Origin of the sequence: Myxococcus sp. AS-1-15 (genome assembly GCF_020037055.1) — a bacterium.
Classification (GTDB): Bacteria; Myxococcota; Myxococcia; order Myxococcales; family Myxococcaceae; genus Myxococcus; species Myxococcus fulvus.
In genome coordinates this window covers 117,718-135,817 of the sequence record NZ_JAIQDF010000009.1, presented here as the reverse complement: position 1 = coordinate 135,817, position 18,100 = coordinate 117,718, and the positions used below count along the sequence as shown (strand labels likewise).

Genomic DNA, 18,100 nt, shown 5'->3' with positions numbered 1-18,100 from the left:
CCGCCACCGTGAACCTCCCGGCGACGGGCCCTTGACTCAGCGACGCGCTGACGCGCACCGCGACTCCGGGCTCACACCGGCGAGCGCGTGCGGCTCCGGTCCTGCGCGATGCGCTCCGCCCGCTCGGCGTCCAGCGAGCGCTCCGCCGTGCGCGCCGAAATCTCCGCGGCCGGCGCGAACACGGAGCGGTACACCGCCGCCGCGAGCCCACCGCCCAACAGCGGCGCGATGATGAACATCCACAGCTGGCTGAGCGCCTGCCCGCCCGCGAACACCGCGGGCCCCAGGCTGCGCGCGGGGTTCACGGAGGTGTTCGTCACGGGGATTCCCACCAGGTGGATGAGCGTCAGCACCAGGCCAATCGCCAGCCCCGCGAAGCCCACCGGCGCCCGCGCGTCCGTCGCCCCCAGCACCGTCAGCACCAGCAGGAACGTCAGCGCCACCTCCGCCAGGAACGCCGCCCCCGCGCCATACCCTTCCGGGGACGCGATGCCGTACCCGTTGGAGCCCAGCCCCGCCACCGACGCCTGGTAGCCCCCGGGCACGCCCTTGGCGATGAGCAGCACCACGCCCGCCGCCAGCACCGCGCCCAGGCACTGCGCCACCACATAGCCCAGGATGTGCTTGGTCTCGAACTTGCCCGCCAGCGTCAGCCCCACCGTCACCGCCGGATTCACGTGGCAGCCGGAGATGGGGCCAATCGCATACACCATGGCCAGCAAGGACAGCCCGAAGGCGAACGACACGCCCAGGAAACCGATGCGGTCCCCCGCCAGCACGGCCGCTCCCACGCCGCCGAGCACCAGGACGAACGTCCCGATGAACTCGGCCAGGTACTTCCGCATCCCCTCATTCACCCCGGCTGACACCGCAGCCGGGGTCCTTCTGTCCGTCGGCGAACGCATGCGAATCCTCTCTCGCCGCGCTCCTGCCGGACACGGACACTCGCGCCCGGCGCCTCGCGGCGCCAGCAGTCCCAACCGGGACGCTGTGCACGCACGCTCCGGTGACAAAGCGCCACCCCGCTCCATGCTCGGAGACCAGTTGTCACGCGGAGCGCCCGAGGCGCCGCCACCCTCGAGCCGGCGGGAGGACGGGCCTCCTCCCACACGGCCGGGTCCTGCCGAGCCTACTTGCCCTTCATCACGCCGATGAACGGCACGTTTCGCAGCTTCTCCGCGAAGTCCAGGCCGTAGCCGACGACGAAGAGGTCGTCGATGACGAAGCCCTTGTAGTCGATGTCGATCTTCGTGCGCGCCCGCGACGGCTTCTCCAGCAGCGAGCACAGCTTCAGCGACGCCGGGTGCCGCGCGCGGAGGTTCTCCAACAGGAAGCTCATGGTGAGCCCCGTGTCGATGATGTCCTCGATGATGAGCAGGTGCTTGCCCGCCATCGGCTTGCTGACGTCGGTGGTGATGCGCACCTCGCCCGTCGTCTCCGTTCCGCCCTGGTAGCTGGACACGCCCAGGAACTCCAGCGTGAGCGGGAGATCCACCGCGCGCGCCAGGTCCATGGCGAAGAACGTGGAGCCCTTCAACACACAGACGAGGGTGAGCTCCTTGCCCGCGTAGTCCCGGGTGATTTCGGCACCCAGTTCCTTCACGCGCGCCTGCAGCTTGTCCTCGGGAATCAGGACGCCGACTTCCTGCTCGTAGAACGCCAAGGTCTCCTCCGCGCTACACGTAGGCGTTGTTCATGATCTCCCCGAAGCCGCCGCCTCCGGGGACGATGTACTGCCTGTCATCCAGGCCCCGCTCCTTCTCCCAGAGCGCGCCCGGCGCCGTGCCGAACACCTCCGGCGGGGACAGCCCCCGGTCCAGCCGGAGCGCGTAGATGATGACGTCCGGGTGGTCCGTCGTCATGCGCCGCAGGTACTCCGGCGTGACGATGAGGTTCAGGGTGATGATGCGCCGGGGTGTGCCGGGCACCTTGTCTTTGTAAAGCGTGATGGCCGTGGACAGGCTGCCGCCCGTGGCGCCCATCGGGTCCGGGAAGAGCACGAACGCGTCATCCACGTCCCCGCCAATCTTCGCGCCGCCGATCTGCGAGCCCACCACGGCCTCGGCCGCGTCGATCATCCGGCTCATGATGATGTGGTCCTGACGCACCACCGTCGGGTCCACCGTCGCGTTGAGCAGGTCGTACGTCACCTGCGACGGCAGCGTGCCCGCCCGCGCGATGTTCACCGTCACCACCCGCACTTGGGGGTCGATGACCTCGCCCTGGTAGAGCCCCTGCGGCGTGGAGTCGATCATCCGGGTGGGCAGGCTCACCATCTTCCGGGGGAACTCCGCGTTCACCACCGTCTTCACCAGGTCGATGTAGAGCGTCTCCACCAGCCGGTTGATCTGCGGCTGGATGACGCCCTTGGCGCACAGGGTGGCCAGCTGGGAGAGCAGGAACGGATTGCCCACCAGGTGGACGTTGGGTCCATAGTGGTGGGTCATCTCGTTCAGCTTGAAGGGCACGTTCGCGTACAGGGTGTCGCGCATCCGGTCGGTTCCTCTCGCGCCCGCGCCCCTCCGGGCGCCCACGCTGCTGTCAGTCGAACAACTCCAGCGTCTGCGGCGGCGTGCCCTCGGAGGGCTCCGGCACGTGACACTTGCGGCAGCGCGGCTCGTACGCGCCCGCGGCGCCCACCACCACCCGCTCACCACTGGACACGATGCGTTGGGAGCGATTGGCCGGATTCCCACACACCACGCAGATGGCCAGCTCCTTCGTCACGTACTCCGCGACGGCCATCAACTGCGGCATCGGCTCGAACGGGCGCCCCTGGTAGTCCTGGTCCAGCCCCGCGCAGATGACCCGCAGGCCCTTGTTGGCGAGCGCCTCCACCACCGCGACCACTTCGGTGCCGAAGAACTGCACCTCGTCGATGCCCACCACCTGCGTGTCGGGCGCCAACCGGTAAAAAATCTCTTCAGCCCGCTCCACCGGCGTGGACGTCACCCGGAGCTTGGAGTGGCTGACGACCGACGTCTCGTCGTACCGGTTGTCGATGCGGGGCTTGAACACCTGCACCTTCTGCTTGCCGTACACGGCACGCTGGACGCGGCGGATCAACTCCTCCGTCTTACCGGAGAACATCGAACCGCAGATGACCTCTATCCACCCGATATCTTTGGGGAATTGGTGCAAGTTAGCTCGCCTGGCCTGGGGGCGGAGGGGCGCGGATAGTCTGTCACCCCCCCGCTGGAGTCAACCGCCATCCGCGTGCCGTGACACGGCCCGCCACGTCCTCCCCGCCCGTCCGCCCGCCTGCCCCTCCACGCCGCCTTCGAGCGCTGGCAAGCCGCTTGAAAGGGAGTGGTCCGGACGCAGGCGTGGGCGGGGAGGTGGGGCGTGGCGACGACGACGGTGGAGCAGGTTCAGGGCGCAATCCAGGGTGGTCGGGCTTCCTTCTATGCGTCACCGGCGTCGGTGGCGCTGCTGATGCTCAACCTGATGGACGGGCTGTTCACGCTGCTGTTCCTGCAGCTGGGCGTGGCGGAGGAGCTCAACCCGCTCATGCGCCTGGCCTACGAGCAGTCACCGATGTTCTTCATGTTCTCCAAGCTGCTCATCGTGAACGCGGGCCTGTGGCTCTTGTGCCTGCACCGCCGGCTGAGGGCCAGCCGCGTCGCCATCCGGGCGGGCGCCGTCGTGTACGGCATCATCGTGGTCTACCATCTGGCTTTTCTGACCCACCTGGTCCTGCACTGGCCGGGAGCCCTCGGGTAGTCCCGCTCGCGCCTGTCGGACTGTGAGCGAGTGGAACAATCGCAACACGAAGCCATCACCATACACTTGCATTTTGCACCCGGGATGTCCCAGGCTTCCCGCCAGCTCCGACCTTTCGGGTTCGGGGGGGGACCATGAACATCACCGACGTCCGGGTGTTTCCGGTCGAAGAGGACAAGCTCAAGGCGTACGTCACCATCACCCTGGATCACTGCTTCGTCATTCGCGACTTGAAGGTCATCCACGGCTCCTCGGGGCTGTTCATCGCGATGCCGGCGAAGAAGCGGAAAGATGGGACGTACAAGGATATAGCCCACCCGCTCAACGCGGATACGCGCAGTCAGATGGAGCGCGTCATCCTCATGGAGTACGAGCGGCACCTCCATCAGGCGCAAGCCGGGATGCTCGGTCCGATGCCAGCGGATCTAGACTAACGGCCTTCACATCGGCGCGTGTCCAGGTTAGTCAGCGGCTCCATCATGCAGCCGCGCGACTTCAAGATCTTCGCCGGGAGCTCGAATCCCGGCCTGGCTCACCGAATCTGCGAGTACCTCAAGCGTCCGCTCGGCAAGGCCGAGGTAGGTCGCTTCTCCGACGGTGAGATCCACGTCGAGATTGGAGAGAACGTCCGCGGTCACGACGTCTTCATCTTCCAGTCCACGTGCCCGCCGGCCAACGACCACCTGATGGAGATGCTCATCATGTGCGACGCCCTGAAGCGGGCGAGCGCGGGCTCCATCACGGCGGTGATTCCGTACTACGGGTACGCACGCCAGGACCGCAAGGTGGCGCCGCGCACGCCGATCACCGCCAAGCTCATCGCGGACCTGCTGGAGGTCGCGGGCGCCGAGCGCGTGGTGTCCATGGACATGCACGCCGGGCAGATCCAGGGCTTCTTCAACATCCCCTCGGACCACCTGTACGGCTCGCCGGTGTTCCTGGAGGACCTGCGCAAGCGCTTCCCGGAGTCGCAGGAGCTCGTCATCGTGTCGCCGGACGCCGGCGGCGTCGAGCGCGCGCGCGCCTACTCCAAGCGGCTGAACACGGGCCTGGCCATCATCGACAAGCGCCGCCCGCGCCCCAACGCCTCCGAGGTGATGAACCTCATCGGCGACGTCACGGGCAAGGACGCGGTGCTGGTGGACGACATGGTGGACACCGCCGGCACGCTCACCCAGGCGGCCGCGGCGCTCAAGGCCAAGGGCGCCCGCCGCGTGGTCGCCTACGCGGTGCACCCCATCCTCTCCGGCCCCGCCATCCAGCGCATCCAGGACTCGGTGCTGGAGGAGGTGGTGTTCACTGACACGGTGCCGCTGTCGCCCGCGGCCCTGGCCTGCTCGAAGATCCGCGTGCTCACCACCGAGCGCCTCTTCGGGGAAGCCATCGCCCGCATCCACCGGGCCGACTCGCTCAGCTCGCTGTTCGTGTGAGGAGACCGTCGCCCGGCCGTCGGGCGACTTGACTCCATGTCGGGGGGCTGGCATGTCCGGCCTCCTCCAACGGCCTCTTTCCATGGGCGCCGTCTTCGGGGCCCGCCAATGGGGCGGGATGCCGAGGGCGCCGGGGGTTGTTGGCAACCGTCGTTGCATCCCCCAATAAAGGTATTTCCATGTCCACCGACAAGAGCACCCTCGAGGCGAAGGCGCGTGAAGGTTCCGGCAAGGGCTTTGCCCGCCGTCTGCGCGGCCAGGGTCTGGTCCCCGCCGTGGTGTACGGCAAGCACCTGGAGAAGCCGGTGCACATCGCCGTGGACCCCAAGAGCGTGAAGGCGGCCATCAACACGCCGCACAAGTTCAACACGCTCATCCAGCTGAAGCTGGCCGGTGGCGACCAGCAGGTCCTCCTGAAGGACTACCAGATGGACCCCGTCACGCGTGAGATCCTGCACGTGGACTTCATCGGCGTGCGTGAGAACGAGCAGGTGAAGGTGAACGTGCCGCTCGTGCTGACGGGCAAGGCGCAGGGCGTGGCGGACGGTGGTCTGCTCACCCAGGCCCGCCGCGAGCTCGAGGTGTGGGCGCTGCCGAACGCCATCCCGGAGCGCATCGAGGTGGACGTGACGGCGATGAAGATCGCCGAGGCGCTGCACGTCAACGACGTGAAGCTGCCCACGGGCGTCTCCATCAAGACGAACGTCAACTACACCCTGGCCGTGCTGAGCGCGCCCGAGTCTGCCGAGGCGGCTCCGGCGGCGGCGGCGGCTCCCGCGGCGGCTCCGGCGGCGGCGAAGGCCGGCGACAAGGCGGCCCCCGCGGCGGCGGCCAAGGCTCCCGCGAAGAAGTAGTCCTCTTCCGGTGTACCCTGGACACGGGGCCGGCCTCGTCGGAGGCGGGCCCCGTTTCTTTTTGGAGTTCCCATGAAGCTCATCTGCGGGCTGGGCAACCCGGGGCGCGAGTACGAGCGGCACCGGCACAACATCGGGTTCATGGTGGTGGAGGCGATGCTGTCGCGCGCCCGCGCCGAGCTGAACCAGGAGAAGTTCGCCGCCAGGGTGGGCCAGGGGACGCTCGCGGGCGAGCGCGTGCTCTTCGTGGAGCCCCAGACGTTCATGAACCTGTCGGGCCGCTCGGTGGCCGAGGCGGCGCGGTTCTACAAAGTCCCGCCCGAGGACGTGCTCGTCATCCACGACGAGCTGGACCTGCCCATGGGGCGGCTGCAGCTCAAGGCGGGCGGCGGCTCGGGGGGCCACAACGGGCTCAAGAGCATCGTCTCGAGCCTGGGCTCGGAGGCCTTCATCCGGCTGCGCTTCGGCATCGACAAGCCGGAGGGCCCCAACGCCCGCGAGCGGGTGGCCGGCTACGTCCTGTCCAATTTCGACGACGGGGAGCGCCGCCAGCTGGAGGACCTCATCCCCCGGGCGCTGGACATGACGGAGTGCTGGGTGCGGGAGGGGCTGTCGGTGGCCATGAACCGGTTCAACCGGAAGGCCTGATCCACCCGGGAAGCGGCCGGGCTGGCTTTCCGGGTGCTTGACTTGCCCTGGGACGCCTCCTAGAAGGCCCGTTCACTCGCTGGAGGCTGCTCTGGCGGGATGTTCTTTTCCAGCTTCCCGTGTTCTGCACGGGACGTAGCGCGAAGGTGACGGGCGCGCGGTTTCCCGTCCCCGGTGGTGGCCCTCCAGGCCGCTCGCCGTTTCCCCGCTCCTCGGATGGTCCGAGGGGCACTCGACCCCAAGGGGAGAGAAAACATGGCAGAGACGCAGGCCGCCAAGCGGCTTCGTGAGTACGAGACCATCTTCCTGGTCAAGCCGGACCTGACGGACGACAACGTGGACAAGCTCAAGGAGCGCGTCCGTGGCATCGTCGACCGCGAGGGTGGCAAGGTCCTCCGCTTCACGGTGTGGGGCAAGAAGAAGACCCTGTTCCCCGTGGCCAAGCAGCCCCGCGCCATCTACGTGCACGCCAGCTACCTGGGCGGCTCGAAGCTGGTGGCGGAGATCGAGCGCAACCTGAAGAACCTGGATGAGGTCACCCGCTACATCTCCGTGAAGAAGGCGGATGAGGTGGACCCCGACACGCGCCCGGTCCTCGAGGACCTGAAGCTGGCTGGCGACGTGGAGGAGACGCGTCCTGGGGCTCCCGCCGACCGCGAGGGTGGTTTCCGCGGCGATGGCGGCGAGGAGGCCGTTGGCGAGTCGGAGGAGGAGTCGTCCGAGGAGGCCTGAGCGCCACCCGGGACATTCTCTAGGGCCCTATCCAGGAAACGAGAAATTTCATGAGCAACGGTACGGACAGCAAGACGGGCGCGTCGTCGGGCGGCCGCAGTGGCGGCTTCGGCGGCGGTGGGCCGCGGGGTGACCGTGGTGGCGACCGCGGGGACCGTGGTGGCGACCGCGGTGATCGCGGCGGCGGCATGGGTGGTGACGACGAGAAGCGCGGCGGTGGCCGTGGCTTCGGTCGCAAGAAGGTCTGCCGCTTCTGCGCGGAGAAGGACGCTTCGGTGGACTTCAAGGACCAGGCGACGCTGAAGTACTTCGTCACCGAGCGCGGCAAGATCATCCCCCGCCGCATCTCCGGCAACTGCGCGAAGCACCAGCGCGAGGTGGCGACGGCCATCAAGCGCGCCCGTGGCATCGCGCTGCTCCCCTACAACGCGGTGGTCGGCTGAGCGCCGGTCCGCACAGGAGACTGAACATGAAGGTCATTCTGCGTGAGGACATCGAGAACCTCGGCAAGTCCGGGGAGCTCGTCACCGTGAAGGACGGCTTCGGCCGCAACTACCTCCTGCCGCGCAAGAAGGCGGTTCTGGCCAGCGAGCAGAACCTCCGTCAGCTCGAGCACGAGAAGGCGGTCATCACCGCCCGCAACGCCAAGCTGAAGGGCGCCGCGGAGGAGCAGGCGAAGAAGGTCGGCTCCATCAAGGTCACCATCAAGCGCAAGGTGGGCGAGCAGGACAAGCTGTTCGGCTCCGTCACGGCGCTGGACATCGCGGAGGCCGTCGCGGCCCAGGGCCAGACGGTGGACCGCCGCGCCATCCACCTGCCCGAGCCCATCAAGACGCTCGGCAACTACGAGGTGGAGCTGCGCCTGCACCGCGAGGTGACGGCGAAGATCAAGGTCGAGGTCGCCGCCGAGTAACGGCGCGTCGCCTTCACCCTCGTCGCATCGAAGAGGCCGTCCGGGGCAACCCGGGCGGCCTTTTCATTTCCGGCCCCCTGCCCTGTCCGGCTGGCGCCGTCGCCGGTCCGTCCCACGACAGACGCGTGGAGGGGCCAGCGCGGGGTGCGTATCCCGGTGGGGACAGGAGGCTCGCCCATGAGCACGCCCGCACCGACGACGTCTTCCGAAGCCCATCACCCGGACCTGGACTGGCTGCGCGTCGTGGCCATCCTCGTGCTGCACCTGTTCCACACGGGAATGATGTTCAACAGGTGGGACTGGCACGTGAAGTCGCCCGTCGCGCTGCCGGTGTTGGAGCCGACGATGGAGGTGCTCCACCTGGTGCGCATGCCGCTGTTGATGGTCATCTCGGGCATCGGCACGGCGCTGGCGCTGCGGCGTCGCTCGACGGGGGCCTTCGCGGCGGACCGGGTGCGTCGGCTGCTGGTGCCGGTGCTCTTCGGGATGCTCGTCGTCGTCCCGCCGCAGATCTACGTGGAGCGCGTGCTCCAGGGGCATTTCCAGGGGAGCTACGCGGACTTCTACCCCTCCGTGTTCCAGCTCGTGCCCTACCCTCGAGGCGGCAGCCTGAGCTGGCATCACCTGTGGTTCGTCGTCTACCTCTTCGTCTACTGCATGCTGGCGCTGCCGCTGTTCGCGTGGCTGGGCAGCACGCGCGCCCGCGCGTGGGTGGAGCGGCTGGAGGCGTGGCTGTGCCGGGGCCTGAACGTGCTGTGGCTGGTGGTGCCACTGGCGCTCAACGACGTGCTGCTGCACGGGCATCCGGTGACGCACGGCCTGTTCGATGACCCATTGACCTTCGGCCACTACGGACTGTTGTTCCTGGTGGGCCACCTGATGGGGCGGACGCCGCGCCTGTGGGACGCGCTGGTGGAGCGCAGGTGGGCGCTGCTGGGGCTGTCGGCCGTGCTCTTCGCGGTGATGGTGCCTCCGAACGAGTACCCGCGCGTTCCGGAGACGCTGGGCCGGGTGGCCTCGCAGTGGCTGTTCATCCTCACGGCGCTGGGCTGGGCGCGGCGCTCCATCACCACCTCGCGCCCGTGGCTGCGGCACGCGCAGGAACTCTCCTACCCGTTCTACATCGTCCACCAGACGGTCATCATCGTGGTGGGCTTCGCGCTCTTGAGGTTGCCGGTGGGGCCGTGGGCGTTGTTCGGCTGCGTCCTCGTGGTGTCCTTCCTGCTCTCCTGGGGCTTGAGCGAGGGAGTCGCTCGCCTGCCCTGGCTGAGGCCGCTCTTCGGGCTGAAGGCCCGTGCGTCACTCCGGGTGCACGCACCGGGTGCGGCGGCTCCGGGGCATACTGCGTGACGAGGACCTCATGGACGCCCCCACCCTCGTGAAGCCCGCCTGGCGCTGGCCACACCTCCGTGTCCGTCCGGTGCTCGTGACGCTGGGCCTCAGCCTGCTCATCGGCCTGTCGTATGGCACCGCGGTGCGGCTGGACCAGTTGGCCAACGGGCTCACCTCCCTGCCCGCGTCACGGGCCTACTTGTGGGAGATCACCGGAGCGCTCTCCGGGTGGCTCGCGGCGCCCGTCATCCTGTTCGCGGCGCTCAATGCGCCGTCGCCCCGCGCATCGGGCTGGGTCCGCTTCGTGGGGCTGCACACGGTGTGCTTCGCGCTCTACACGACGGCGCACATCCTCTTCATGATGGGCTCGCGCCATCCGCTCTACGTGTTGCTCGGCTGGGGGCGGTACGACTACGGACCGCTGGGCTTCCGGCTGCCGATGGAGATGGTGAAGGACGTGCTCGTCTACGGACTGACGGCGGCCTTCGTCATCCTGCTGGCCTCGTGGCGTGAGCGACAGGCTCGGGCCCTGCGCGCGGCGGAGCTGGAAGGCGAGCTGCGTTCCGCCCAGCTCCAGTCCCTCACCGGCCAGCTCCATCCGCACTTCCTCTTCAACTCGCTGCACACCATCAGCTCCGTCATGTACGAGGACTTGGCGCGCACGGACCGGCTGCTGAGTGATTTGGGGCAGCTGCTGCGCGCGAGCCTGGAGCGGGCCGAGCCCACGTGGACGCTGGCGGAGGAGCGGGCCCATGCGCAGCGCTTCATCGCGCTGCTGTCCGCGCGCTTCGGGGACCGCTTGAGGGTGAGCTGGAGCGTGGCGCCGGCCCTCGATTCGGCGCGGGTGCCCTGCTTCGCCCTGCAGACGCTGGTGGAGAACGCGGTGAAGCACAACCAGGACCGCCGCGAGCCGCTGGAGGTGCGAATCCGCGCTCGCGAGAGCGGTGGTGACTTGCGCCTGGAGGTGGAGGACACCGGGCGAGGCTTCGGCGAGAGCTCACCGGCCTCGGGGCCGGGCGTGGGGCTCTCCCACCTGGAGCAGGCGCTGGCGCTGCTGCACGGTGGACGGGCCCGACTGGAGCGGGGACGCGGGCCCGAGGGCGGCGCGAGCGTGGCGCTCACGCTGCCCCGGAGCGGCATGCCATGAGGACCCGCATGGGTGGTCGACGAGGCGCAGGTTCCCGCGAGGCGAGGGAGTCGTCTCGCGGCGTGCCGACGGATGCCGCGAGCCGCGCCCGGACGAAGGGACGGAGCCTCACGCCATGACGACCTTCCGACTGCTCGTGGTGGATGACGAGGCGCCCGCCCGCGCGAAGGTGAAGCGCCTGCTCGAGCACGAGACGCGCTTCACGCTGGTGGGCGAGGCGGAGGATGGAACGCAGGCGCTGGAGCGCATCGAGGCGCTCCGGCCGGACCTCGTCGTGCTCGACGTGCAGATGCCGGGGCTGACGGGCTTCGAGGTGCTCGATGCACTCGGCGCCGAGCCGGGCCCCGCCGTCATCTTCTCCACGGCCTATGACCACTTCGCGCTCCGGGCCTTCGAGGCCCACGCGGTGGACTACCTGCTCAAGCCCTACGACGGCGAGCGCTTCACCCGCGCCCTGGACAAGGCCCACGCCCAGCTCCTCGGCGGTGGGGGCGAAGCCGAGCGACTCCAGGCGCTGCTGCGCGAGGTGGCCACCGCGGCCCCCCGACGCGCGCTGGAGCGGCTGGTGGTGAAGTCCGGCGAGGCCTGGGTGCCGCTGCGCCTGGAGGAGGTGTGGCGCCTGTCCTCCGAGGACAAGTACGTGCGCGTCCACACGGCCGGCGGCGAGCACCTGGTCCGCCAGAGCCTCCGCGCCCTGGAGGAGCGCCTGGACCCGGAGCGCTTCGTGCGCATCCACCGGGGCGACATCATCAACCTGGAGGCCGTGGCCCGGCTGGAGCCCTGGACGCACGGCGACGGCATCCTCGTGCTGAAGAACGGCACGACGGTGGTCCTCAGCCGCACGTGGCGTGAAGCCTTCCTGCGGCGCTGGGGCTTGGAGGGGTGACCTGGTGGGGTGGAGGACGCCTTGTGCCCACCCGTTGCTACAGGTCTGTGGCGGAAAAATAGGGGGATGTCAGAGCCGCCTGTAGAGTGGGCGGGCAGCCATGGAGAACTCCCTCGACGTCAGAGATGGGCGAAAGGTCCACGAGGACCTCGCCGCCGAGCGCGCGGTCCTAGGGTCCGTGCTCGCCGACAACTCACTCATCGCCGCGGTGGGCGAAGTCGTCCACGCGGACGACTTCTCCAGCCCGGCGCACGCCCAGATCTTCGCGGCGATGATCCGCCTGGACGGCCAGAGCAAGCAGGTCGACCACCTGACGCTGGCGGAGGAGCTGAAGGTCCTCGGGCAGCTCGTCGCCGTGGGGGGGCCCGCGTACCTGATGCGGCTGGACCAGGTCGTCCCCCTGGCCTCCAACGCCGTCCAGTACGCGAACATCGTCAAGGACCAGGCGCTGCGGCGCCGGCTCGCGAACGTGGGCCGGGAGATTCAAGAGCTCGCCAGCCAGGAGACGGGCGAGCTGGAGGTGCTGCTCGACGAGGCCGAGCGCAAGGTGTTCCTCCTCGCGGAGAAGAAGCGCGAAGGAGATCTGCGTCCGGTCAGCGAGCTGATGGAGCAGACGCTCGACCTGCTCGACAAGATGAAGTCGGCGGCGACGGGCATCACCGGCCTGTCGACCGGCTACATCGACCTGGACAACCAGCTCACGGGCCTGCACGCCGGCGAGCTCATCATCCTCGCGGCCCGTCCGGGTGTCGGCAAGACGTCGTTCGCCATGAACATGGCGGTGCACGCGGCGCTCAAGGACAACAAGGCCGTCGGCATCTTCAGTCTGGAAATGCCCGCCGACCAGTTGCTCATGCGTCTGCTCGCGTCCACCGCGCGGGTGGACATGAAGAAGCTGCGTGGCGGCCGGCTCTCTCCGCATGACGAGGAGAAGTTCCAGGAGATGGCAGGCGCGCTCTACAACGCGCCCATCTACATCGACGACTCCGGCGGTCTGTCGCCGTTCGACTTGCGCGCGAAGGCGCGGCGCGTGAAGCAGAAGGACCCGCGCCTGTCGCTCCTCATCATCGACTACCTCCAGCTCATGCATCAGAAGGGCAAGGTGGAGAGCCGTCAGTTGGAGGTCGCCGAAATCTCCCGTGCCCTCAAGCAGCTGGCCAAGGAGCTGGAGGTGCCCATCATCGCCCTCAGTCAGCTCAGCCGTAAGGTCGAGGAGCGCAAGGGCGGCAAGCCCATGCTGTCGGACCTGCGTGAGTCCGGCTCCATCGAGCAGGACGCCGACGTGGTGATGTTCATCCACCGTGAAGAGGTGGAGGAAGGCGGCGAGGCTCCGCCCCCGTCCACGGGCGCCACCACCGTCATCCCCGTCGAGCTCATCATCGCCAAGCAGCGCAACGGCCCCATCGGCGAAATCCCGCTGGTGTTCCTCGCCGAGTACACCCGCTTCGAGAGCCGCAGCCGCGGCGAGTAGGTCCACGCCCGGACCTCGGGCGGAGCCGCACTCACGACGGCGCATGGCGCCGCGGGGCTCGGCGCCGCTGCGCGAGTCGCGCAGCCAGTGAGTGCGTGATGACGCCCTGGGCCGCGCACCGCAGCCAGCGCGGTCCGAGGAGCGACCCTACGCACGGTCCGGCTTCACCTCGACGCTGCCGCACGTGCCTCGACGCCGGCAGGGCGCTGCCGCAGCCAGCGCGGCCCCGAGGAGTTGGCCTGCTCGCGGTCCGGCTTCACCTCGACGCTGCCGCACGCGCCTCGATGCCGGCAGTGCGCTGCCGCAGCCAGCGCGGCCCCGAGGAGTGGGCCTGCTCGCGGTCCGGCTTCACCGCGACGCTACCGCACGCGCCTCGGCGCCGGCAGTGCGCTGCCGCAGCCAGCGCGGCCCCGAAGAGCGAACCTACGCGCAGTCTGGCTTCACCTCGACGCCGCCGCACGCGCCTCGACGCCGGCAGGGCGCTGCCGCAGCCAGCGCGGCCCCGAGGCGTGCGCCTGCTCGCGGTCCGGCTTCACCTCGACGCCGCCGCACGCGCCTCGACGTCGGCAGTGCGCTGCCGCAGCCAGCGCGGCCCCGAGGAATGCACTTGCTCGCGGTCCGGCTTCACCTCGACGCTGCCAGTGCTCTGCCACAACCAGCGCGACCTGTGGAGCCCTACTCGCGGCCCGACCTCACCTCGACGCCGCCAGTGCTCCGCCGCAACCAGCGCGACCCGTGGAGCCCTACTCGCGGCCTGTCTTCAGGTAGCGGATCACCAGCTTGCGCGCGGTGCGCGTGGCCGCCTCGAGCGACTGGCCGCGTCCCAGCTCCGTGGCCAGCGCCGACGCCAGCCGGCACCCCGTCCCGCGCTTCTCCGGGGAGCGCGCGAGCCGCTGGCCCTTCACCTCGAGCACGCCATCAGGCGTGGCCAGCACGTCCGCCAGCGCCCCCGTGTCGGGCAGATGCCCGCCCTTCACCAGCACTCCGCCGAAACCATGCGAGAGCAGCTCCGTCGCCGCCGCGCGCGCACCCGCCACGTCCTCTGGCACGGGCCGCCCCAGAAGCCACCCCGCCTCATCGAGGTTCGGCGTGAGCACCACCCGCGGCCCCGCGAGCGCCAGGTAGCGCCGCGCGGACAGGCGCGACAGTCGCTGCCCCCGTGACGTGAAGACCACCGGGTCCACCACCCACCACGCCTTCGCGCTCTTCAGTGCGCGGCTCGCGGCCTCCAGCTGCGGCAGCCCCGGCACCATCCCCCACTTCACCGCGTGCACCTCCCCCAGCTCGCGCGCGGCGGTGAGCTGCGCGGTCACCACGCGCGGAGGAGACGCCGTCCAGGAGAACGTCCGCCGCCCCTGCGCCGTCTGCGCCAGCGGCACCGCGACGGGCTGCCCACCCAGCGCGCGCACCGCGGCCACGTCCGCCAGCAGCCCCGCCCGCCCCGTCGGCTCCAGCCCCGCGAGCAGCACCACCCTCGGGCTCATCGCCGATGCTCACGCGCCTTCTGCACGAAGGTCTTGTACAGCCCCACGTGCACGGGAATCGTCGTGGACATGTACTCGGGGTGCCACTGCACGCCCACGGCGAACGCGTGGGTGGTGGACTCGATGGCCTCCACCACGCCGTCCGGCGCCATCGCGCAGATGCTCACGTCCTTGCCCGCCGTGCGCACCGCCTGATGGTGCGTGGAGTTCACCATCAGCTGGCCATGGCCCACGGCCTCCGCCAACAGCGAGCCGCTGCGCACGTCCACCGGGTGCTGCGGCTGGGTGCGGTCGTGCTTCTGCTCATGCTCGCGCGCGCCCTGCACCTCGCGGCCGATGTCCTGGAACAACGTGCCGCCCAGCACCACGTTGAGCAGCTGCATGCCGCCGCAGATGCCCAGCACGGGCATGTTCCGCTTGAGCGCCCCACGCATCAGCGCGGCCTCGAACGCGGTGCGCCCCTCCTTGAGCGCGCCCAGTCCCTCGCGCGCCGTCTCGCCGTACGCCTCGGGCGGGATGTCGAACGCGCCGCCGGTGACGAGCAGCCCCGACACCCGGTCCAGATACGCCTCCACACACGTGGGGTCGTCCGCGTACGGCAACACGAAGGGAAGCCCTCCGGCGCGCAGCACCGCCTCCGCGTAGGGCACCTTCAGCTCGTACCTCGCGAAGGGCTGGTCCTCGGGCTGGCTCCAGTCCGGGGTGATGCCGATGTTGGGCCGCCGGGGCGGCTGACCATGGTGTCGCGGATGATTGTTCATGGGGGAGTCCGTCGGACGAACCTACCCCCCCACACGGCCTCGTTCAAACGCGCCCGCGAGCAGCCGCACCCGCTCGGCGATGTCCTGGGCGAGCAGCGCGTCCGACACCACCGCCGCGCCATGCGCGCCCGTCGCCGCCACGCTCGCCACGTTGGCGAGCCCCACGCCGCCAATCCCCACCACCGGCAACGCGCTGCCCTTCACCACGCGCGAAAGCCCCTCCAACCCCAGCACCGGCGCCGGCACTGCCTTCGTCGTCGTGCCGAAGACCGGCCCCACGCCCACGTAGTCCGCGCCCGCCTCCAGCGCCTCCCGCGCGCCGCGCTCATCCCGCACCGTGACGCCCACCAGCCGGCCGGGCCCCAACAGCGCCCGCGCATCCCGGGCTGGCAGGTCCTCATCCCCCACGTGCACCCCGTGCGCGTCCGACAACAGCGCCAGGTCCACCCGGTCATTGAGCAGGCACACCGCGCCCGCGCTCCGGCACAGCGACACCACCGTCCGCGCCACCTCCAGCGCCTCGCGGACGGGCGTGCGCTTCATCCGCAGCTGCACCACCCGCGCGCCGCCCGCCAGCAGGCGCTCCGCCTTGGCCACCAGCGGAATGCCCGGCAACACGGTGTCGTCGCACAACAGATAGAGGCCGGGGGGAAGCAGCGGACGGGGCGGGACGTTCATCGGCACTGGGAAGACGGGACGGCGGCGTTGACAGGCGGCCCCTCTGCTATAAGGTGGCGCGCTGTTTTCCAAGCAATTCTGAGGATTTGAAACATGGCGGACACGGTGGACCCCAAGCACCTCGATAAGCGCACCGCGGAGCGGTACCTGCGCTCGGGCCAGTTGGACGAGAAGGCGCACAAGCGCTACCTCGAGAGCCTGCCTGATGTGGCGGACAAGTCCGTCCCGGTGGAGACCTTCATGCTCGACGACGTGGAGGACGACTACGACGACGAGGACGAGACGGACGACGTGGACGAGTCCGATGAGGCCGACGAGGCGGACGACGAGGCCCCCGTCACCAACAATGACGAGGCCGACCTGGCCGCCGTCGCCTCCTCCGAAGACGAGCCGAACAATCCATGAGCCCCGCGGACGAGAAGCGCGGCGAGACCTTCGTCATGCGGGGGGAAGCGCGCTCCGCGTCCGAGGAGCCCATCGGCTTCACCACGTTCATCATGGGGCTGGGCACCGCGGTGCTCATCTACCTGGGTGATGCGCCGAACCCCGAAACGGGCCAGACGACGAAGGACCTGCCGCTGGCCCGGCAGAACCTGGACCTGTTGTCGATGCTGCGGCTGAAGACGCGGGGCAACCTGACGGCCGAAGAGGAGAAGCTCTTCGACGGGTTGCTCGCCGACTTGCGACTGCGCTTCGTGGAGGCAAGCAAGCGGTGACGGTGTCTGCTCCCCGCTCGGGCTCGCTGCCCGGGCACATCCGCTTCGCGGCGCTGGTGGCCTGCATCCTCGCCGCGTTGACGGGCTGGGCATCCCTGAACGAGGCCACGGAGCTGGCGCACTTCTACGAGGTGCGCTCCCAGCACCTGGAGAAGGGCCCGCCGCTCCTCCTCGGCAATGACCCGGCCGTGCTCCAGCACCTGCTGGAGACGCAGTACCAGGCGCTCGAGCCCATGCGTGAGCCGCGTGCCGCGCTGATGGGCGTGCTCGCCGTGGCGTGTGCCTTCGTCTTCGTGTCCGCCCTGCGCATGCTCCGCCCCGGAGACCTGCCCCGGGGCGCCATGGGCCGGATGCTCGGCCGCGCCGCCGTCACGGTGGCGGTGCTGCGCACCATCGACGGCGCCCAGTGGGCCGTGGTGGCTCGACGCGTGGGCGTCACCCTGGCCCAGACGCTCGCCCAGCGCCCCGAGTATCAGGACCCCTCCGCCGCCGAGGCCGTCACCACCGTGGCTCCCTGGCTCGCCCTGGGCATGACTGTGGCGGGCACCACGCTCATCGCGGGGACCTTCGCCGTGATTGGCCAGTTCTTCCGCAGCGAGTCCGTGCGCCAGGCGCTCGTCACCCAGGACGGCGCCGTCGACGGCTAGCCGTCCTTCAGTGGGCGTGGGGCGCCACGGAGCCCGGTAGCAGGGACTCCAGCACCGCCTCCACGTCCGCGGTGGAGTCCTCCAGCCCCAGCACCTGCCCCGTCACGGGCAGCTTCAGGAGCGCCTGCCGCGACAGCCCGAAGACGTGCGCCAGGTGCCCCATGGGCCAGCGTGACTGCATGTGCAGGAAGGCGGCCTCGTCCAAATCCTCCGGACGGCCCTCCGGCAGGTCCACGTTGTCGTAGACCACCCGCTCGCCGCCCACGCGCCGACCGTTGCCGTAGGCGATGACCTCCTCGCCCTCGTCCGGGTCGTACACGTACGCGTGCACGGTGGTGTTGGCCGCGCGGGACAGCAGCCGGGGCAGCGCATGGTGCGCCGCGTACCAGTGGGCGCCGGGCCGGCCCTGGGTGAAGGGCGCCACGTAGGCCAGCCGGACCACCTTGCGGCGACGGTTGACCGACACCTGCAGCCCGGTGGCGCCCGACGCGCCGTCCAGCTGCAGCGCCTCGCGGGCCTGCCGGAGCAACTCCAGCCCGCCGAAGCTTTCGAGTCGAATGAGATAGCCGCCGTGCGCTTCCAGGTTCAGCCCCCCGCGGGTGCGCGCCGCCTATAACCGAGCCACGTCCCTCGTGGCAACCCAGGCACCTCGAAAAGCCAGCCGCTACCAGGAGTCCA

The 18,100-nt window shown here is 69.6% G+C and carries 23 protein-coding genes; 15 read left to right on the top strand and 8 right to left on the bottom strand.

The window, feature by feature from the left end; translation table 11 throughout:
- Window positions 1-71: 71 nt before the first annotated feature.
- The 4 genes from aqpZ to K8625_RS23975 all read right to left on the bottom strand — a co-directional run bounded on the left by aqpZ (window position 72) and on the right by K8625_RS23975 (window position 3,141).
- Complete coding sequence (aqpZ, locus tag K8625_RS23990; protein WP_370640301.1) at window positions 72-905, bottom strand: aquaporin Z; 834 nt, start codon at window positions 903-905, stop codon at window positions 72-74.
- A gap of 224 nt (window positions 906-1,129) precedes the next feature.
- On the bottom strand, window positions 1,130-1,663 hold the full coding sequence (hpt, locus tag K8625_RS23985; RefSeq protein ID WP_223745560.1) for a hypoxanthine phosphoribosyltransferase: 534 nt from the start codon (window positions 1,661-1,663) through the stop codon (window positions 1,130-1,132).
- Between the two features lie 13 nt (window positions 1,664-1,676).
- Window positions 1,677-2,492, bottom strand: a complete 816-nt coding sequence (locus tag K8625_RS23980; RefSeq protein WP_046715129.1) for a uracil phosphoribosyltransferase — start codon at window positions 2,490-2,492, stop codon at window positions 1,677-1,679.
- A gap of 49 nt (window positions 2,493-2,541) precedes the next feature.
- Window positions 2,542-3,141, bottom strand: a complete 600-nt coding sequence (locus K8625_RS23975; protein ID WP_046715130.1) for a thymidine kinase — start codon at window positions 3,139-3,141, stop codon at window positions 2,542-2,544.
- A 204-nt stretch (window positions 3,142-3,345) separates the two neighbouring features.
- On the opposite strand from K8625_RS23975, the gene K8625_RS23970 reads away from it, so the two are divergent.
- From K8625_RS23970 to dnaB, 12 genes are all read left to right on the top strand, one after another.
- Window positions 3,346-3,723 (top strand): DUF5658 family protein, encoded by a 378-nt coding sequence (locus K8625_RS23970; RefSeq protein ID WP_174816712.1) that lies wholly within the window; start codon window positions 3,346-3,348, stop codon window positions 3,721-3,723.
- 134 nt (window positions 3,724-3,857) lie between these two features.
- Window positions 3,858-4,157 carry a septation regulator SpoVG gene (gene spoVG, locus K8625_RS23965; protein WP_046715132.1) on the top strand — a complete coding sequence of 100 codons (300 nt, stop codon included), beginning with the start codon at window positions 3,858-3,860 and terminating at the stop codon, window positions 4,155-4,157.
- 45 nt (window positions 4,158-4,202) lie between these two features.
- Entirely contained in the window at window positions 4,203-5,153 is a 951-nt protein-coding gene (locus K8625_RS23960; protein WP_046715133.1) for a ribose-phosphate pyrophosphokinase, read from the top strand.
- A gap of 179 nt (window positions 5,154-5,332) precedes the next feature.
- Window positions 5,333-6,007 carry a 50S ribosomal protein L25/general stress protein Ctc gene (locus K8625_RS23955; protein ID WP_223745558.1) on the top strand — a complete coding sequence of 225 codons (675 nt, stop codon included), beginning with the start codon at window positions 5,333-5,335 and terminating at the stop codon, window positions 6,005-6,007.
- Between the two features lie 72 nt (window positions 6,008-6,079).
- A complete protein-coding gene (gene pth / locus K8625_RS23950) occupies window positions 6,080-6,655 on the top strand; it encodes an aminoacyl-tRNA hydrolase (RefSeq protein WP_223745557.1) in 576 nt (191 codons plus the stop codon).
- A gap of 255 nt (window positions 6,656-6,910) precedes the next feature.
- Window positions 6,911-7,387, top strand: a complete 477-nt coding sequence (rpsF, locus tag K8625_RS23945; RefSeq protein ID WP_046715136.1) for a 30S ribosomal protein S6 — start codon at window positions 6,911-6,913, stop codon at window positions 7,385-7,387.
- A gap of 50 nt (window positions 7,388-7,437) precedes the next feature.
- Window positions 7,438-7,830, top strand: a complete 393-nt coding sequence (gene rpsR, locus K8625_RS23940) for a 30S ribosomal protein S18 (protein ID WP_046715137.1) — start codon at window positions 7,438-7,440, stop codon at window positions 7,828-7,830.
- Window positions 7,831-7,856: 26 nt separating this feature from the next.
- A complete protein-coding gene (rplI, locus tag K8625_RS23935; RefSeq protein WP_046715138.1) occupies window positions 7,857-8,300 on the top strand; it encodes a 50S ribosomal protein L9 in 444 nt (147 codons plus the stop codon).
- Between the two features lie 177 nt (window positions 8,301-8,477).
- Window positions 8,478-9,650, top strand: a complete 1,173-nt coding sequence (locus K8625_RS23930; protein WP_223745556.1) for an acyltransferase — start codon at window positions 8,478-8,480, stop codon at window positions 9,648-9,650.
- Window positions 9,651-9,660: 10 nt separating this feature from the next.
- Window positions 9,661-10,779 (top strand): sensor histidine kinase, encoded by a 1,119-nt coding sequence (locus K8625_RS23925; RefSeq protein ID WP_223745555.1) that lies wholly within the window; start codon window positions 9,661-9,663, stop codon window positions 10,777-10,779.
- Between the two features lie 115 nt (window positions 10,780-10,894).
- The gene (locus K8625_RS23920; protein ID WP_223745554.1) at window positions 10,895-11,665 is read left to right on the top strand and encodes a LytTR family DNA-binding domain-containing protein; all 771 of its coding nucleotides are present in this window, start codon (window positions 10,895-10,897) and stop codon (window positions 11,663-11,665) included.
- Window positions 11,666-11,765: 100 nt separating this feature from the next.
- A complete protein-coding gene (gene dnaB, locus K8625_RS23915; RefSeq protein ID WP_046715141.1) occupies window positions 11,766-13,136 on the top strand; it encodes a replicative DNA helicase in 1,371 nt (456 codons plus the stop codon).
- Window positions 13,137-13,879: 743 nt separating this feature from the next.
- Here the strand turns inward: dnaB and K8625_RS23910 are convergent.
- From K8625_RS23910 to thiE, 3 genes are read right to left on the bottom strand one after another with little or no spacing between them, the layout of a single operon-like run.
- Complete coding sequence (locus tag K8625_RS23910; protein WP_141325147.1) at window positions 13,880-14,620, bottom strand: bifunctional hydroxymethylpyrimidine kinase/phosphomethylpyrimidine kinase; 741 nt, start codon at window positions 14,618-14,620, stop codon at window positions 13,880-13,882.
- Window positions 14,617-15,381 (bottom strand): gamma-glutamyl-gamma-aminobutyrate hydrolase family protein, encoded by a 765-nt coding sequence (locus tag K8625_RS23905; RefSeq protein ID WP_223745552.1) that lies wholly within the window; start codon window positions 15,379-15,381, stop codon window positions 14,617-14,619. The genes K8625_RS23910 and K8625_RS23905 overlap by 4 nt, the downstream gene beginning before the upstream one ends.
- 21 nt (window positions 15,382-15,402) lie before the next feature.
- Window positions 15,403-16,059, bottom strand: coding sequence for a thiamine phosphate synthase (gene thiE / locus K8625_RS23900; protein WP_141325146.1), 657 nt, complete (start codon window positions 16,057-16,059; stop codon window positions 15,403-15,405).
- 93 nt (window positions 16,060-16,152) lie between these two features.
- Here thiE and K8625_RS23895 point away from each other — a divergent pair, with 93 nt between their 5' ends.
- The 3 genes from K8625_RS23895 to K8625_RS23885 are packed head-to-tail and all read left to right on the top strand — an operon-like array spanning window position 16,153 to window position 17,422.
- Window positions 16,153-16,464 (top strand): RNA polymerase subunit sigma, encoded by a 312-nt coding sequence (locus K8625_RS23895; RefSeq protein WP_223745551.1) that lies wholly within the window; start codon window positions 16,153-16,155, stop codon window positions 16,462-16,464.
- Window positions 16,461-16,775, top strand: a complete 315-nt coding sequence (locus K8625_RS23890) for a DUF1844 domain-containing protein (protein ID WP_223745550.1) — start codon at window positions 16,461-16,463, stop codon at window positions 16,773-16,775. Before K8625_RS23895 ends, K8625_RS23890 begins: the two co-directional genes overlap by 4 nt.
- Complete coding sequence (locus K8625_RS23885) at window positions 16,772-17,422, top strand: hypothetical protein (RefSeq protein WP_223745549.1); 651 nt, start codon at window positions 16,772-16,774, stop codon at window positions 17,420-17,422. The genes K8625_RS23890 and K8625_RS23885 overlap by 4 nt, the downstream gene beginning before the upstream one ends.
- 7 nt (window positions 17,423-17,429) lie before the next feature.
- Here K8625_RS23885 and K8625_RS23880 read toward each other — a convergent pair whose 3' ends face one another.
- On the bottom strand, window positions 17,430-17,951 hold the full coding sequence (locus tag K8625_RS23880) for a hypothetical protein (protein WP_141325143.1): 522 nt from the start codon (window positions 17,949-17,951) through the stop codon (window positions 17,430-17,432).
- Window positions 17,952-18,100: the final 149 nt, after the last annotated feature.